This is a genomic window from Kitasatospora sp. NPDC001261, from assembly GCF_042896795.1.
Classification (GTDB): domain Bacteria; phylum Actinomycetota; class Actinomycetes; order Streptomycetales; family Streptomycetaceae; genus Kitasatospora.
Window position 1 is genome coordinate 115251 of sequence record NZ_JBIAXP010000010.1, and the last position, 14682, is coordinate 129932.

11 protein-coding genes are annotated in these 14682 nt (G+C 74.6%); 5 read left to right on the forward strand and 6 right to left on the reverse strand.

All coding sequences use genetic code 11. From position 1 onward, the window contains the following. The first annotated feature begins 431 nt into the window (after positions 1–431). The gene (locus tag ACFY4B_RS15725) at positions 432–824 is read left to right on the forward strand and encodes an SCO5389 family protein (RefSeq protein ID WP_030282024.1); all 393 of its coding nucleotides are present in this window, start codon (positions 432–434) and stop codon (positions 822–824) included. An 89-nt stretch (positions 825–913) separates the two neighbouring features. Here the strand turns inward: ACFY4B_RS15725 and ACFY4B_RS15730 are convergent, their stop codons facing one another. After that, positions 914–2062: an LLM class flavin-dependent oxidoreductase gene (locus ACFY4B_RS15730; RefSeq protein ID WP_049655749.1), complete on the reverse strand. Its 1149-nt coding sequence runs from the start codon at positions 2060–2062 to the stop codon at positions 914–916. 390 nt (positions 2063–2452) lie between these two features. On the opposite strand from ACFY4B_RS15730, the gene ACFY4B_RS15735 reads away from it, so the two are divergent. Continuing rightward, positions 2453–2776, forward strand: coding sequence for a hypothetical protein (locus ACFY4B_RS15735; RefSeq protein ID WP_049655743.1), 324 nt, complete (start codon positions 2453–2455; stop codon positions 2774–2776). Positions 2777–2796: 20 nt separating this feature from the next. On the opposite strand, the gene ACFY4B_RS15740 is transcribed toward ACFY4B_RS15735, so the two are convergent. Both ACFY4B_RS15740 and ACFY4B_RS15745 read right to left on the reverse strand, forming a co-directional pair. Beyond that, the gene (locus tag ACFY4B_RS15740) at positions 2797–3564 is read right to left on the reverse strand and encodes an ABC transporter permease subunit (protein WP_049655741.1); all 768 of its coding nucleotides are present in this window, start codon (positions 3562–3564) and stop codon (positions 2797–2799) included. Between the two features lies 1 nt (position 3565). Then, complete coding sequence (locus tag ACFY4B_RS15745; protein ID WP_049655738.1) at positions 3566–4570, reverse strand: ABC transporter ATP-binding protein; 1005 nt, start codon at positions 4568–4570, stop codon at positions 3566–3568. Between the two features lie 93 nt (positions 4571–4663). Between ACFY4B_RS15745 and ACFY4B_RS15750 the strand changes: the two genes are divergently transcribed. Together ACFY4B_RS15750 and ACFY4B_RS15755 are read left to right on the forward strand one after the other, a co-directional pair. Then, complete coding sequence (locus tag ACFY4B_RS15750) at positions 4664–5461, forward strand: alpha/beta fold hydrolase (protein ID WP_387968279.1); 798 nt, start codon at positions 4664–4666, stop codon at positions 5459–5461. Further along, positions 5458–5778 carry a hypothetical protein gene (locus ACFY4B_RS15755; protein WP_049655736.1) on the forward strand — a complete coding sequence of 107 codons (321 nt, stop codon included), beginning with the start codon at positions 5458–5460 and terminating at the stop codon, positions 5776–5778. The genes ACFY4B_RS15750 and ACFY4B_RS15755 overlap by 4 nt, the downstream gene beginning before the upstream one ends. Before the next feature lie 102 nt (positions 5779–5880). Here ACFY4B_RS15755 and ACFY4B_RS15760 read toward each other — a convergent pair whose 3' ends face one another. The 3 genes from ACFY4B_RS15760 to mce form a co-directional block, all read right to left on the reverse strand. Beyond that, a complete protein-coding gene (locus ACFY4B_RS15760; RefSeq protein ID WP_049655735.1) occupies positions 5881–6810 on the reverse strand; it encodes a cellulose-binding protein in 930 nt (309 codons plus the stop codon). 117 nt (positions 6811–6927) lie between these two features. Beyond that, positions 6928–11985: a hypothetical protein gene (locus ACFY4B_RS15765; protein WP_387968281.1), complete on the reverse strand. Its 5058-nt coding sequence runs from the start codon at positions 11983–11985 to the stop codon at positions 6928–6930. Between the two features lie 509 nt (positions 11986–12494). Then, positions 12495–12935, reverse strand: coding sequence for a methylmalonyl-CoA epimerase (gene mce, locus ACFY4B_RS15770; RefSeq protein ID WP_049651447.1), 441 nt, complete (start codon positions 12933–12935; stop codon positions 12495–12497). A gap of 280 nt (positions 12936–13215) precedes the next feature. Between mce and ACFY4B_RS15775 the strand changes: the two genes are divergently transcribed. Beyond that, positions 13216–14409 carry an acetyl-CoA C-acetyltransferase gene (locus tag ACFY4B_RS15775; protein ID WP_074001457.1) on the forward strand — a complete coding sequence of 398 codons (1194 nt, stop codon included), beginning with the start codon at positions 13216–13218 and terminating at the stop codon, positions 14407–14409. Positions 14410–14682: the final 273 nt, after the last annotated feature.

Genomic DNA, 14682 nt, shown 5'->3' on the forward strand with positions numbered 1-14682 from the left:
CTGGGTGAAGAAAGCGCGAACCCGGCCAACATTGAGGTCCTGCGGTCCGGCTACCGCCCGTCGAGGCCTGGCGCCCCCACCCTCGGGTCGCTACGGTGTGTGACGACACGCTCGCGGGATCGCTGTCAACGGGGATGGAGACTTCAGATGAACGATCCGACGGGATCCGGCCAATCTGGTGCACCGCACTGTGTTTCCGAAGCAATCCACAGGAATGACGGGCCCGCCGCTCCGTTGACTGCCACGCTGTTGTGAGCGCGTTCGGTGTCCGGGACGTCACGTCCCGTGGCGCCGCCGCCGTCGCGAAGGCGCCGGAAACCCCTGTCCCTCGGTGTTCCGGACGCCCCATGCGAAACCACCACCCTCACTGTGAGCTTGACCTACGCACGACCACCCGGGCGCCGCGCGGGTGGACCGCGAGAGGAGAATCCATGTCGCTCGACGTCTCACCGGCCCTGCTGGAGAAGGCCGAGCGGGGCGAGGTCGACGAGCGGGAATTCGTCGACTGCGTCCGCGTCTCGCTGCCGTACGCCTGGGACCTGATCAGCTCGCTGGTCGCCCAGGCGAAGGTCGACGGCACCGACTTCGCCGACAACCAGGTGCCACCGCCCAGCGAGCAGGCCCGTGGCCAGCTGCTGCGCGCCCTCGCCAGCGACGCCATCCGGGGCGCCCTGCAGCGCCACTTCGGGGTCCGGCTGGCGTTCCAGAACTGTCACCGGGTCGCGGTGTTCCTGCCGTCGGAGGCCAACGCGGCGCGGTACGACCGCTTCACCTCGGTCCGGGAGCAGCTGCTCAACCAGTCCGAGGAGCTGCGGGACTGCTGATCGCCTTCCCGCGGTGCCGCGGCGCCGGCCGCCCCGTTCCCCGGTGCGGGGGGAGGGGCGGCGGCCCGGGCCCGTGACCCGTACGGGGCTCAGCCCAGTTGCGGCAGCACCTCGGAGCCGAGCCGGGCGATGTTGTGCAGGGTCGTCTCCTCGTCGCCGCTGCCCTCGGCGAGCAGGGCGAAGCGCCGGATGCCGGTGCGTTCGGCGGTGGCCAGCAGCCGGTCGGCGCACTGCCGCGGGGTGCCCACCGCGTGCAGGTCGCAGAGCAGCTCGGTGTACTGGCGCGGGTCGCGCATCCTGCGCTCTCGGCCGTCCACGGTGCGGTGGGCGCCGAGCCCGTACTCGAACCAGCCGGGCATCGCGTTCAGCAGCGTGGACCGGGCCGCCGCGGCGCGGTCGTCGACCTGGGCCACCCCGGCCGCGACGTGCCGGCGGCCGATCCGGCGCAGCTGCTCCTCGGACCGCCCGGCGGCCAGCCAGGCGGACCGGTAGAGCTCCAGCATCCGCAGCTTGTCCTCGTCCCCGGAGTGCATGCCGAGCAGCATCGGCAGGCCGCGCTCGGCGGCCATCCGCACCCCGCCCGGCGAGGTGCAGGCGACCACCACGGGCGGGCCTGACACCGGCCGCCCGGAGGCGGTGAGCTCCTCGCCGAGGCCCCCGTCGTCCCGGCGCTGGCGCGGGAAGCGCACCGGGCCGGACCGCTGGCCCAGGCCGAGCCAGCTGCTCAGGCCGGGCCGCCGCACCGGCTCGGTGGCCCGCGGCACCACCGCGACCTCGGGGAAGGCGAACTGCGGGCCGTCCGCGCCCACCCGGGAGCCGCGCAGCCAGCGCAGCAGCAGGTCCAGCCGCTCCGGGAAGCCGTTCTCGAAGGCGTCCACGCCGCCGCCGAACACGTCCAGGTCGATCCACGGGCCGCCGCGGCCCACCCCGAGCGTGAACCGTCCGCCGGAGGTGAGGTGCAGCAGCGCGGCTTGCTCGCCGAGCCCCACCGGGTGGCGGGTGGAGAGCACGCTGACCGCCGTGCCGACGCCGATCCGGCGGGTGCGGCCGAGCAGCAGCCCGGCCAGCGTGGCGGCGTCCGGGCACACCCCGTACGGCACGAAGTGGTGCTCGGCCAGCCAGACGCTGTCCAGGCCCGCGCGTTCGGCCTCGACGGCGGAGTGGACGGTGCGCTCCAGCGCCTCGCCGTGGCTCTGCCCGGGGAACTGCGCGGACAGCAGGAACAGGCCGACCCGCACCGGACCGGTGGCCGGCGGCAGCGCGCCGGCCCACTGGGTGGCCGGCAGCGGCTCGCCCGCGACGGCTGTCACCGGGGGGACGGAGGTCAGCGTCGGGCCGGGGGCGGGTGACCGGACCCCGACGGGCCGGCCGCTCTCGGCTCGGGCGCTGGTCTTGCTCATCGTGGGGCCTCCTCGGGTGCGCGCAGGGTCTGCGGGCCCCGCCTTCTCCCCCTGTGGGTATCGGATGTCATGTGCCAATGGCACGCCGAACCCCGAATTTCCCCGATGATCGGGTGGATCTCGGCAAAAACGCCGAAGTGCCGGACGGAGCCGTGGTAGTGGCCGTACGGGGCCCCGGGCGGCCGTAGGCTGGAACGACCCAGAGGCCAGCAGGAGAGGGAGTCCGCCGTGTCGCCGCGCCGCAACCGGATCAAGAGCGCCGCCCCCCACGAGAGTGCGGAACCGGCCGCCCCGCTCGGCGGTTCGCTGCGCCGCACCGAGAGCTACCAGGGCGACGACTGGGTGGTCCAGACGGTCGCCGGGACGGCCGGACGGTTCTACCGCTGCCCGGGCTGCGACCAGGAGATCCCGCCGGGGACGGGCCACGTGGTGGCCTGGCCGATGCACGGCGCGGGCGTGGACGACCGGCGGCACTGGCACCGCGCCTGCTGGGGAGCGCGGGAGCGCCGGGCCTCCAACCTGCTGCGGGGCCGCGGCGCTCCGCGGTACTGACGGCCGGGCCGCCGGGACGGCTACGCGTCGCGCTTCTTGAGCACCAGCGCGCCGCCGACCAGCGCGGCTGCCGTCCAGGCGAGGCAGATCAGGAAGCCGGTCCACGGCCCGTACGGCTGGCCGTGCTGCTCGTACACCAGCAGCATCCGGGAGCCCGCGTAGTCGGGGAAGTAGTGGGCCAGGGTCTTGACCTTCGGCACCGCCGAGAGGATCGGCGAGAGCAGGAAGAAGAACGGCACCAGCACGCCGAGCGCGAGCGTCTGGTTGTGCAGCATCGTGGTGACGCCCGCCGAGAACAGGCAGAGCAGCGTCAGGTACAGCGCCGCCCCGAAGACCGCCCGCAGCACGTTCGGTTCGCCGATCGTGGTGGAGTGCGCGCCGAGCAGCGCCTGGCCGGCGAAGAAGGTGGCGAAGGCCGTCACCAGCGAGACCGCGAGGGCCAGCGCGCCGAGCACCACCGCCTTGCCGGTGAGCAGGGTGCCGCGCTGCGGGACGGCGGCCAGGGTGACCCGGACCATGCCGCTGCTGTACTCGTTGCCGATCGCCAGCACCCCGAAGACGATGATCGCCAGCTCGCCGAGCATGATGCCGGAGAAGGACGTCCCGGTGGCGTCGAACGGGGACTGGTCGCCGCGGCGGAACTCGGTGAAGTTGTTGTTGGTGAGCAGGGACAGCAGCGCGCCGATGCCGACCGTGACGACGAAGGTCAGCGCGAGCGTCCAGACCGTCGAGCGGACGCTGCGGATCTTCGTCCACTCGGAGCGCAGGACCGCCGGGAAGGACGCCATCTCAGTTCTCCTCCTGCCGTGCCGTGGTGTTCTGCGGAGCGCCGTCCGCCTTCCAGCCGGCGCCCCACTCGGTGGGCGCGCCGGCCGCGTCCAGGCCCGGGCCGTCGCCCGCGTGGTACTCCACCGAGTCGGCCGTCATCTGCATGAAGGCCTCCTCCAGCGAGGCCTGCTGCGGGCTGAGCTCGTGCAGCACCACGCCCTGGCCGGCGAACAGCTCGCCGAGCCGGGCGATGTCCCCGTCGACCACCTCGTAGGAGCCGTCCGGACCGGGTTCGTGCCGCAGGCCGGCCCGGGCCAGCACGTCGAGCAGCCGCTCGGGCTCCGGGCCGCGCAGCCGTACGGCGGAGCGGGAGTTGCGCCGGATGAACTCCGGCATCGGCAGGTCGGCGAGCAGCCGGCCCCGGCCGATGACCACCAGGTGGTCGGCGGTGACGGCCATCTCGCTCATCAGGTGGGAGGAGACGAAGACCGTCCGGCCCTCGCCGGCGAGGCGCTTCATCAGGTTGCGGATCCAGAGGATGCCCTCCGGGTCCAGGCCGTTGACCGGCTCGTCGAACATGACGATCTCCGGGTCGCCGAGCAGCGCGGAGGCGATGCCCAGGCGCTGGCCCATGCCGAGCGAGAAGCCGCGGGCCCGCTTGCGGGCCACCGGGGTGAGGCCGACCAGGGCGAGCACCTCGTCGACCCGGCGCTCGGGGATGCGGTTGCTCTGGGCGAGCCAGAGCAGGTGGTCGCGGGCGGTGCGGCCGGGGTGGACGGCCTTGGCCTCCAGCAGCGCGCCGATGTACTTGAGCGGCTCGCTGAGCTGGCCGTAGCGCTTGCCGTCGATGGTGACCCGGCCGGAGGTCGGGCGGTCGAGGTCGAGGATCATGCGCATGGTGGTGGACTTGCCGGCGCCGTTGGGGCCGAGGAAGCCGGTCACCACGCCCTGGGGGACCTGGAAGCTGAGGCGGTCCACCGCGAGGGTCTTGCCGTAACGTTTTGTCAGGTCGTGCAACTCGATCATTCGCGCTCCCTCAGGTCTTTGCCAGGCTAGGACAAAGGGGGTATCGCGGCCCGCTGAGTGGGCCCGCCGGGCGTGCCGGAATAGGTTGGTGGCATGACCCAGCTCCCCTCCGCAGTGTCGGTCCGCGAGAGCGGTACCGGAACACCACTCCTGCTGCTGCACGCCTTTCCTCTGAACGCCTCGATGTGGTCGTCCCAGCTGGACGCGCTGCCCGGCCTGACCGGGGACGAAGCGCGGGTGCTCGCCCCCGACCAGCGGGGGTTCGGCGGCACCGGGCTGGGCGACGACGAGCCCTCGCTGGACCTGGTCGCGGACGACCTCGCGCTGCTGCTGGACGCCGCCGGAATCGAACGCGCGGTGGTCGCCGGGCTCTCCATGGGCGGCTACGCGGCGCTGGCCCTGGCCCGCCGCCACCCCGACCGGCTGGCCGGCCTGCTGCTCGCCAACACCCGGGCCACCGCCGACACCGAAGCGGTCCGGGCCAACCGGGAGCGGATGGCCGCCGCCGTCACCGCGCGGGACAGCGTGCGGCTGCTGCTGGACGAGCGGGTCGCGGCCGGGCAGCTCGGGCCGGACTCGCAGCACCTGGTGGAGCGGGTGGAGGCGATGGTCGCCGCCGCGGCGCCGGCCTCCGTCGCCTGGGCCCAGCGGGCCATGGCGGCCCGCCCGGACTCCCTGGACGTGCTGGCCGGCCTGCCGGTGCCGGTCGCGGTCGTGGCGGGCGCCGAGGACGCCCTGGTGGCGCCGGAGGAGGCCGAGGCGATGCTGCGGGCCCGGCCGGACGCCGAGCTGACCGTCCTGCCCCGGGTGGGCCACCTGAGCGCCCTGGAGGCGCCGGAGGCCTTCGACGCCGTCGTGCGCGCCCTGCTCGCCAGGGTGGCCGCCGGATGAGCCAGGAGAGCCAGGACGCGGCGGCCTGGGACTTCTCGGCGCTGGAGGTGAGCGGCCGGATGCCGGTGACCAACCGGGGCGAGGGGCTGGTCGAGCTGACCCTGGAACCGCTCGGCGAGGACTACTGGATGCGCCCGGGGGAGACCTTCATCGTCACCTCGTACGGCGACTACGGGCCCGGGCACCCCTTCGAGGTGCAGTACTGGCCGGACTCGGTGTCGGTCTGGTGCACCTCCTGGTTCGGCACCGTCTCGGACGACGAGGGCAACCAGCTCAGCAGCGGGTACCAGCGGCCGGACGGCGCCTACCCCCGCTAGGGACCCTTCGTCAAGCCGCGCCCGAGGCGATGACGGCGCGACAAGCCGACAGGCCCTCACCCGGGCGGGTGAGGGCCTGCGGTGCGGCTCGGCCGGTGTGCGTCAGCGCGACTGCTGGGCGGGCACGCCCAGGGTGTCGTCGGTCGGCAGCGAGGCGGCGGCCACGGCCGCGCCGGTCAGCGTCGCCAGCATCTCGCGGACGTTGGTCAGCTGGGCGTTGATGCTGTCGCGGCGGTTGGTGAGCGCCGCCAGCTCGCGCTCGGATTCGCTGCGGATGCGGTCGGCCTTGGCGTTGGCGTCGGCCACGATGTCCTCGGACTGGCGCTGGGCCGTCTCGACGGTCTGGCGGGCGCGGCGCTCGGCGTCGGTGCGCAGCTTCTCGGCCTCCAGGCGCAGCTGCTCGGCCCGGTGCTCGATCTCGGCCAGGCGCTTCTCGGCCTTGGCCTGACGGGCGGCCAGGTCGCGCTCGGACTGCTCGCGGCGCTTGGCCAGGTTGGTCTCGAACTCCAGCGCGGCCTGGGCGGCCTTGGTGCGGGTGTCCTCGAAGAGGGCGTCCGCCTCCTCGCGCTTGTTCTGGGCGTCCTTGTTGGCCTCGGCGCGCAGCTGGGCGGCGTCGCTCTTGGACTTGTCGACGATCCGCAGCCCCTCGTCCTCCGCCTTGGCCTTGCGGTCCTTGGCGTAGTTCTCGGCCTCGGTGCGGACCTGCTGGGCGGCGGCCTCGGCGAGCTCGCGGTGCTGCTCGGCGGCGCGGTGCGCCTCGTCGCGCAGGTCCTTGGCCTCCTCCTCGGCGAGTCGCAGGATCTTCTCGACCCGGGCGCCGAGACCGGCGTAGGAGGGCTCCGCCTCGGTGACCGCCGCCTGGGCGGACTGGGTCTCGAGGTGAAGCTCCTCGATGCGCTTCTCCAGCGCGCTGATCCGGGTCAGGGCACTGTCACGGTCGGCCACCAGCTTGGTGATCCGCTCGTCGACCTGGGCGCGCTCGTACCCACGGCGCACCAGGTCGAAGCCGTGAGGGGAGTGACTGTCGCTCATGGGGTTCTGGGCTTCCTGTCGTCAAACCGCTGAGGTGGTTGAGGGAATCCTGACACGGTACCGGAGTGTCGACGGCGTTATGCCGTTCTCTCACGGACAATGACCGCCAATGTCCGCTCAATCGGGTGGTGAGCTCTTGGAGCGATTGCCACCCGACCGGGGGGAGCCAACTCCGGCACCGGCCTTGGCGCCCCCGTCCTTCTTGGTGCTGCTTCCCCCGTTGGCCTGGGCGACCGGTGACGGCGCCTCGAACGCCTCCAGGGCGGACAGCACGTCCTGGACCCTGGAGATCTCGGTGTTGATGTCCTTGCGGCGGCGCACCAGTTCGTCCAGCTCGCGCCGGCCCTCGTCGGTGACCCGCTTCGCCTCGGCCTTCGCCTCGGCGAGCAGCCGCTCGGCCTCCGCCTTCGCCAGCTCGACCTGCTCGTCCGCGGACTCGTCGGCGTCCCGCAGCCGCTTCTCCGCCTCGGTGGAGGCCCGGTCCAGCCGCTCCTCGGCCTCCGCCTCGGACGACCGGAGCTTGGCCTCGGCCTTCCCGATGAGCGCCTCGGCGCGGTCCGTGGAGTTGGCGAGCTTGGTCTCCGCCTCCTTGAGCAGGCCCTCGGCCTTGCGGACGGCGGACAGCCGGACCTTGCTGGCCTCCGCGGAGGCCTCCGAGGTCAGCTCGGCCGCGCGGTCCTCGGCCGCCGCGACCAGGGCCGCCGCGCGGTCCTCGGCCTCGGCGACGGTGGCCACCGCCTGCTCCTCGGCCTCGGTCAGCTGCTCCTGGGCGGCCGTCACCAGCGCGTCCACCCGCTCGCCGGCCGACTTCATGGCCGCCGCGTTCTCCTTGCGGGCGCGCTCGTGCAGGGCCTCGACCTCGGCGTCGGTGCGCTCGCGCAGCTCCTCGGCGCGCTCGCGGATCGCGGTCGCGTCCCGGCGGGCCTCGGCGAGCAGGGTGTCCGCGTCGGAGCGGCCCTTCTCGACCTCGGCCTGACCGGCCGCCTCGCCGGCGGCGACCAGCCGGTCGGCCTCCTTGCGGGCGGCCGCGACCATGGCGTCCGCCTGCTCCTCGGCGGCGGCGGTGGTCGCCAGCGCGGTGGTCTGGGCGTCCTCGCCGAGCGCCTCGGCGTCCGCGAAGGCCTTCTCCAGGACGGACTTGGCGTGCTCGCGGGTGGCCTTGTCGAACTGCTCGGCGGCCTCCCGGGTCTCCGCGTCGTAGGCGTCGGCGCGGGAGTGGGTGGCGGAGTCGTAGTCGTCGGCCAGGGTGCGGGTGGCGAGGGCGTACTCGTCGGCCTCGGCGCGCAGGGCTGCGGACAGCTCCTCGGCGTCGGCGATGCTCCGGGCGCCCTGGGCCTCGGCCTCGGCCACCGTGCGGGCGGCCTGCGCCTCCGCGTCGGCGCGCAGCTGCTCGGCGGCCTCCTGGGCGGCCCGCAGCTCGGCCTCGGCCTCCGCGCGCAGCTGCCCGTCGTAGGCCCGGGCCTCGGCGCGCTGCCGGCCGAGCTCGTCCTCGACGGCCTCCCGCTCGGCGGCCAGCTCCAGCTCGGTCTGCTCGCGCAGGGCGGTGGTCTCGGCCTCGGTGCGGGCCCGCAGGTCGGCGGTCTCGCGGTCGACGAGCTCGCGCTGCTCGGCGCTCTCCCGCTCGACCAGGCCGCGCAGCTCGGCGGCGTACGCGTCGGCGGACTCGCGCTGCTCGGTGCTCTCCCGCTCGGCCAGCTCCCGCTGCTCGGTGGTCTCGTACTCGGCGAGGGTGCGCAGCTCGGTGGCGTCCTGCTCGGCGGCCTCGCGGAGTTCGGTGACCTCCTGCTCGGCGGCGGCCCTGAGCGCGGCGATCTGCTCGGCGGCGGCCTCGTGCATGCCGGCCACCGACTGGCGGACCTCGGCGGCCTCGTCCTCGGCGGCGGCCACCAGTTCGGCGCCCTCGGCCTTGGCGGCGGCGATCAGCTCGGCGCGGTCGGCCCTGGCCTGCTCCAGCTCGGCGCCGGCCTCGGCGCGGATGCCGTCGGCGGTGGCGCGGGCCTCGGACAGCTCGCGGCCGGCCTCGGCCCGGACGGTCGAGGCCTGCTCGTTGGCCAGGGCCAGTTCGGCGGCGGCCTTCTCGCGGGTGGCCTTGGCGTCCTTGGCGGCCTCGGCGCGGCGCTGCTCGGCGGTGGCCTCGGCGCGCTCCAGTACCTCGTCGGCGGCGGCGCGCTGCTCGGCGGTGTGGGCGTCGGCCTGCTCGCGGACCTCGGCGGCGTAGGCGTCGGCGGCGGTCTGCTGCTCGCCGGCGTACGTGTCGGCGGCCTCGCGGACCTCGACGCTGTGCTTCTCGGCGGCTTCGCGGACCTCGGCGCCGTACCGGTCGGCGGTCTCGCGGACCTCGGCGCCGTACCGGTCGGCCGCCTCGCGGACCTCGGCGGTTTCCGCCGCGGTCCGCTTGGTGAGGTCGGTGGCGTGCTGTTCGGCCTCGGTGCGGACCCGGTCGGCGTGGGCCTCGGCGGCCTCGCGCTGCTGGGTGGTCTCCTGCTGGGCCAGGGCCCGCAGCTCCCCGGCGGCCTGTTCGGCCTCGGCCCTGGTCTCCGCGGCGTAGGCGTCGGCCGCGGTGTGCTGCTCGGTGACGTACGTGTCGGCCGCGGTGCGCTGCTCGTCGGCGTAGGCGTCGGCGGCTTCGCGGACCTCGACGCTGTGCCGGTCGGCGGCTTCACGGACCTCGGCGCTGTACTGGTCGGCGGTCTCGCGGACCTCGGCGGTCTCCGCCGCGGTGCGTTCGGTGAGGTCGCCGGCGTGCTGTTCGGCCTCGGTGCGGACCCGGTCGGCGTAGGCCTCGGCGGCCTCGCGCTGCTGGCTGGTCTCGCGCTGGGCGAGCGCCCGCAGCTCTCCGGCGGCCTGTTCGGCCTCGGCCCTGGTCTCCGCGGCGGCCTGTTCGGCCTGCTCGCGGGCGGCCTCGGCCGCGTCCAGGTGCTCGGAGGTCTCCTCGCGCTCGCGCCGCAGGCCGTCGGCGGCCTCCTCGCGTTCGCGCCGGCTCTCCTCGCGCAGCGCGTTCGCGGCCGCCTCGGCCTCGGCCCGGGCCCGGGCGGCCTCGGTGTCGGCCTCGGTGCGCACCCGCTCGGCGTCGGCCACCGCGGCGTCCCGGACGGCCTTCGCCTCGGCCTGTGCCTCGGTGGTCGTAGCCTCTGCCGCGGCGGTCGCCTCGGCACGCACCCGCTGGTCGAACTCGGTTGCGTCGCGCCGGAGTTCGGCGGTCTCGCGCTCGGCGGCGGACCGGTTCTCGGCGGCCGCGGCCTTGGCGGCGGCGAGCGCGTCCTGGCCCTGCTGCTCGGCGGCCTCGGTGATCTTCCCGGCCTCGGCCCGGGCTCGGGTCAGGGTCTGCTCGGCCCGGCCCTGGGTCTCGGCGGCCTGCTCCTGGGCCTGCTCGCGCAGCCGCTCGATCTCCCCGGCGGCACCCGCGCGCAGCTCGTCCGCGTCGGCCTTGGCCTTGGTGAGCAGCTCCTCGGCGTTCTTCGCCGACTCCTCGATCTGGACCACGGCCTGGCGGCGGGCCTCGCCGCGCACCCGGTCGGCCTCGGCGGCGGCCTGGGCGCGCAGCTCCTCGGCCTCGGCCCGCAGCCGGGCCGCCTCGTCCTGCATCTGCTCGATCCGCTCGCGGATCGCGGCGGCGTCGTCCAGGGCGGCGTTCTGGGCCTGCTCGACGGCGGCCTGGGCCTGCTCGCGCAGGCGCTGCGCCTCGGCGGCGGCCTCGGCGCGGATCCGCTCGGCCTCGGCGGCGGCCTCGCCGCGCACGGTCTCGGCGTCCTGGTCGGCCCGGCCGAGGACCTCCTCGGCGGTCTTGGCGGCCTTGGCGAGGTGGACGGTGGCGTCCTTGGCGCCGGCCGCCCGGCCGGCCTCCTCGGCCTCGCCGCGCAGTCGCTGGGCGTCGGCCTCGGCGTGCGCGCGCAGCTCGGCGACGTCCCGCTCGGCCAGGGCGCGGAGTTCGGCGATCGCCGCCTCGGCCTCGGCCTTCAGTTCGGAGGCCACCGACTCGGCGGTGGCCCGCAGCCGCTCGCTCTCCTCGGCGGCGGCGGCCCGGGCGGCGTCGGCCTCGGCCTGCTTGGTGGCGGCCTCGGTGCGGACGCCCTCGGCCTCGGCACGGATCGCCGAGGCCTCCTTGGTGGCCTGGGCGACCATCCGGGCCACCTCGGCCCGGGCGGTCTGCGAGCGCTGCTCGTTGGCGGCCTCGCCGTCGGCGACCCTGCGCTCGGCGGCGGCCTCGGCGTCGGCCTGGAGCTGCTCGGCGGCCTGCTCGGCCTGGGCGCGCAGTTCGGTGGCCTCGTGGCGGGTGCGCTCCGCCTCGGCGATCGCCTCGGCGCGCAGCCGCTCTATCTCGGCCTTGGCGGCGGCGAGCTGCTGCTCGGCCCGGGCCTGCTCGTTGGCGGCCTGCGCCTTGAGCCGGCCGATCTCGGCCTGGGCGGCGACCAGCTGGCCCTCGGCGGCGGCGTGCGCGGCGGCCAGCTGCTGCTGGGCCTCGCCGCGGGCGGCGTCCACGTCGGCGGCGGCCTGGGCGCCGGCCTGCTGGGCCTGCTCGGAGGCGGCGCGCAGCAGGCGCTCGGCGTCGTTCTGGGCCCGCTGCAGAGCGGCCTCGGCGGCGGCCTGGGCCTCGCCGCGGGCGGCGTCCACGTCGGCGGCGGTCTGGGCGCGGGCGTGGTCGGAGAGGGCGACGGCCTCCGCACGGGCGGCGGCGACCATCCGCTCGGCCTCGGCGCGGGCGTCCTGGAGCAGCCGCTGGGCCTCCTGCTCGGAGCCGGCCCGGGTCTGCTCGGCCCAGCCGTTGACGTGCTGCTCGGCGGAGCGGCGCAGCTCGGCGAGCTCGTCCTCCAGCTGGCGGCGACGGGCGGCGAGGTCGGCTTCCAGCCGGGCGGTGCGCTCGGCGGCCTCGGCCATGATCCGCTGGGTGGCGGCCTGGGAGTCGCGCAGCTGGCGCTCGGCGTCGGCGCGCAGCTGCTGGGCCTGCATCTCGGCGGTGCGGAGCATCTGCTCGGCCTGGCCGGAGACGGCGTCGAAGGCGCGCGGCTGGGCCAGCATCCGGCGGGACTCGTGCAGTTTCGCCCGCAGGACCTCCACCTGGTAGGCGAGGTCTTCGGCATGCTCGACTGCCTTGTCGCGCTCCTTCCGAGTCCGACCCATCTCGGCCTCGAACTGGGAGAGGTGATCGTCAGCCTCGTAGCGGTCGTTGCCCCGCACTCCGCGGTCCCATCCATCTCCTGGTCGCGTCCTCGACCCGGCCGGTTCCGGGCTCCGGTATCCCGGGCGCCGGTCCGACTGGTCCTTGCATCCGCAGCCGGTGGACGGTCCCCCGCCATGCCGGGGCCGCCCGCCGCGGTCGTCGGAATCCGGGGCGCGGGAGCGCGGGGGTGCCGCGTTCCCCCGTCCGAGTGGACTCCTGGGCGAACTCTTGCCTTGTGGAGAATGGTGACAGATCCGTCTTGCGACTGTTCAGCCGTGCCCGCGTAATGGACTCCCCTTGCGACGGGCCGACCGCCGGAGGGCGGACAGGCCTGTCTTCGGCCGTGCCCGTCGCCTCCGTCCCCCGGAGCCTTCGCGCACCTGGGCATTGTAGTGGGAGCGCACTGCGGGGGAATGGCCGCAGGGGTGTTTTCCGGCTCTTCCCGCCAGGTTACTGACGGGTCATGACCGACGGACCGTCGGCTGCCCCCGGGACGCCGCGCGCCCGGGGGCGGGCCGGGAGGGGGTCAGTGCCCGTCGTGGCCCTGCTGCGCGGAGGTGACCAGCTCGGTCAGCACGCCGCCGCAGTCCTTGGGGTGCAGGAAGGTGATCCGCGAACCCATCGAGCCGATCCGCGGCTGGTCGTAGAGGACCCGGACGCCCTTGTCCCGGATGGCCTCGGAGTCGCCGTCCACGTCGGCGGTGCCGAAGGCGATGTGGTGCACGCCCTCGCCGTTCTTCTCCAGCCACTTGGCCACGGTGGAGTCGGGCCGGGTGGGCTCCAGCAGCTGGAGGTACGAGGCGCCGCCGTCGTCGGTGCCGTTGATCCGGAGCATGGCCTCGCGGACGCCCTGCTCCTCGTTGACCTCGGAGTGGAAGACCTCGAAACCGTAGGTGGCGCGGTAGAACTCGACCGTCTTGTCGAGGTCTCGGCAGGCGATGCCGATGTGGTCGATGCGGGTCAGCACGACGGCCTCCGGGAGGTGGGGAGAAGGTGGTGGGGCTAAAGGTGCACCCAGTGCAGCGCATGGCCCGCGACGGGCGCCAGTGCCGGGCGTGCGAGCCTGCTCACACGGCGGGCCGCCCGGCGGACGGCCCGCGGGCGGTTCACCCGGAGCGGGTCGGCACGGTGTTGACTGGATGGTGCCAGTGCGCTCGATCACACCGTCGCTCCGGTGACGGGCGGGTAACAGGTCAGTACATTGAGCGCATCCTCACCTGGCCACGACGTGCGAAGGGGCCCGTCCCATGACCAACACCACCTCTGTGATCGTTGCCGGTGCGCGGACCCCGATGGGTCGCCTGCTGGGTTCCCTCAAGGGCTTCTCCGGCGCCGACCTCGGCGCCGTCGCGATCAAGGCGGCCCTGGAGCGGGCCGGGATCACCGGCGAGCAGGTCCAGTACGTGATCATGGGCCAGGTGCTCCAGGCCGGCGCCGGCCAGATCCCGGCCCGCCAGGCCGCCGTCAAGGCCGGCATCCCGATGAACGTCCCGGCGCTGACCGTCAACAAGGTCTGCCTCTCCGGCCTCGACGCCATCGCGCTCGCCGACCAGCTGATCCGGGCCGGCGAGTTCGACATCGTGGTGGCCGGCGGCCAGGAGTCGATGACCAACGCCCCGCACCTGCTGCCGAAGTCCCGCGAGGGCTTCAAGTACGGCGCGATCGCGATGCTCGACGCGATGGCCCACGACGGCCTCACCGACGCCTACGAGAACATCCCGATGGGCGAGTCCACCGAGAAGCACAACACCCGCCTGGGCATCCCGCGCGAGGCGCAGGACGAGATCGCCGCCGCCTCCCACCAGCGGGCCGCCAAGGCGCAGGCCGACGGGGTCTTCGACGCCGAGATCGTCCCGGTCGCCATCCCGCAGCGCAAGGGCGAGCCGGTGCTGTTCAGCCAGGACGAGGGGATCCGCGCGGACACCACCGTCGAGGGCCTGGCCAAGCTGCGCCCGGCCTTCACCAAGGACGGCACGATCACCGCCGGCACCTCCTCGCAGATCTCCGACGGCGCCGCCGCGGTGGTCGTGATGAGCAAGGCCAAGGCCGAGGAGCTGGGCCTGACCTGGATCGCCGAGATCGGCGCGCACGGCAACGTGGCCGGCCCGGACAACTCGCTCCAGTCGCAGCCGTCCAACGCGATCAGGCACGCGCTGGCCAAGGAGGGCCTGGAGGTCGCCGACCTCGACCTGATCGAGATCAACGAGGCCTTCGCGGCCGTCGCCCACCAGTCGATGAAGGACCTGGGCGTCACCTCCGACATCGTCAACGTCAACGGCGGCGCCATCGCGCTCGGCCACCCGATCGGGATGTCCGGCGCCCGCGTGGTGCTGACCCTGGCGCTGGAGCTGCAGCGCCGCGGCGGCGGGGTGGGCGCGGCCGCGCTGTGCGGCGGCGGCGGCCAGGGCGACGCGCTGATCGTGCGCGTCCCGAAGGCCTGACCGGCTCCGACCCGACTTCGGGGCGTGTCTGACAGTTCCCGCCGGGTGCGCGACGCCGGTGCACGCACCTCGCCGCGTTGTCGTCGGTCGCCGATGCTCCGCATGGACTCCCTCCTCCGCCTTGCGATGCACGCACCCCAACGCCGCGCCCTGATCCGACGCGAACTGTCAGACACGCCCCAGGGCTGCGGGCCCCCCGGGGGGGGGCGCCGCCCCCCCCGCCCCCCCGCCAGGGGCGCCAGATGATGGAAGTAGCCACCCAGGTCGAGCCGG

What these genes read in the sequence shown, in the direction of transcription:
- ACFY4B_RS15760 (WP_049655735.1), bottom strand. Translation starts at nt 6,810, where the DNA reads ATGAGCGACAGTCACTCCCCTCACGGCTTCGACCTGGTGCGCCGTGGG.
- ACFY4B_RS15750 (WP_387968279.1), top strand. Translation starts at nt 4,664, where the DNA reads ATGACCCAGCTCCCCTCCGCAGTGTCGGTCCGCGAGAGCGGTACCGGA.
- ACFY4B_RS15745 (WP_049655738.1), bottom strand. Translation starts at nt 4,570, where the DNA reads ATGATCGAGTTGCACGACCTGACAAAACGTTACGGCAAGACCCTCGCG.
- ACFY4B_RS15775 (WP_074001457.1), top strand. Translation starts at nt 13,216, where the DNA reads ATGACCAACACCACCTCTGTGATCGTTGCCGGTGCGCGGACCCCGATG.
- ACFY4B_RS15755 (WP_049655736.1), top strand. Translation starts at nt 5,458, where the DNA reads ATGAGCCAGGAGAGCCAGGACGCGGCGGCCTGGGACTTCTCGGCGCTG.
- ACFY4B_RS15740 (WP_049655741.1), bottom strand. Translation starts at nt 3,564, where the DNA reads ATGGCGTCCTTCCCGGCGGTCCTGCGCTCCGAGTGGACGAAGATCCGC.
- ACFY4B_RS15725 (WP_030282024.1), top strand. Translation starts at nt 432, where the DNA reads ATGTCGCTCGACGTCTCACCGGCCCTGCTGGAGAAGGCCGAGCGGGGC.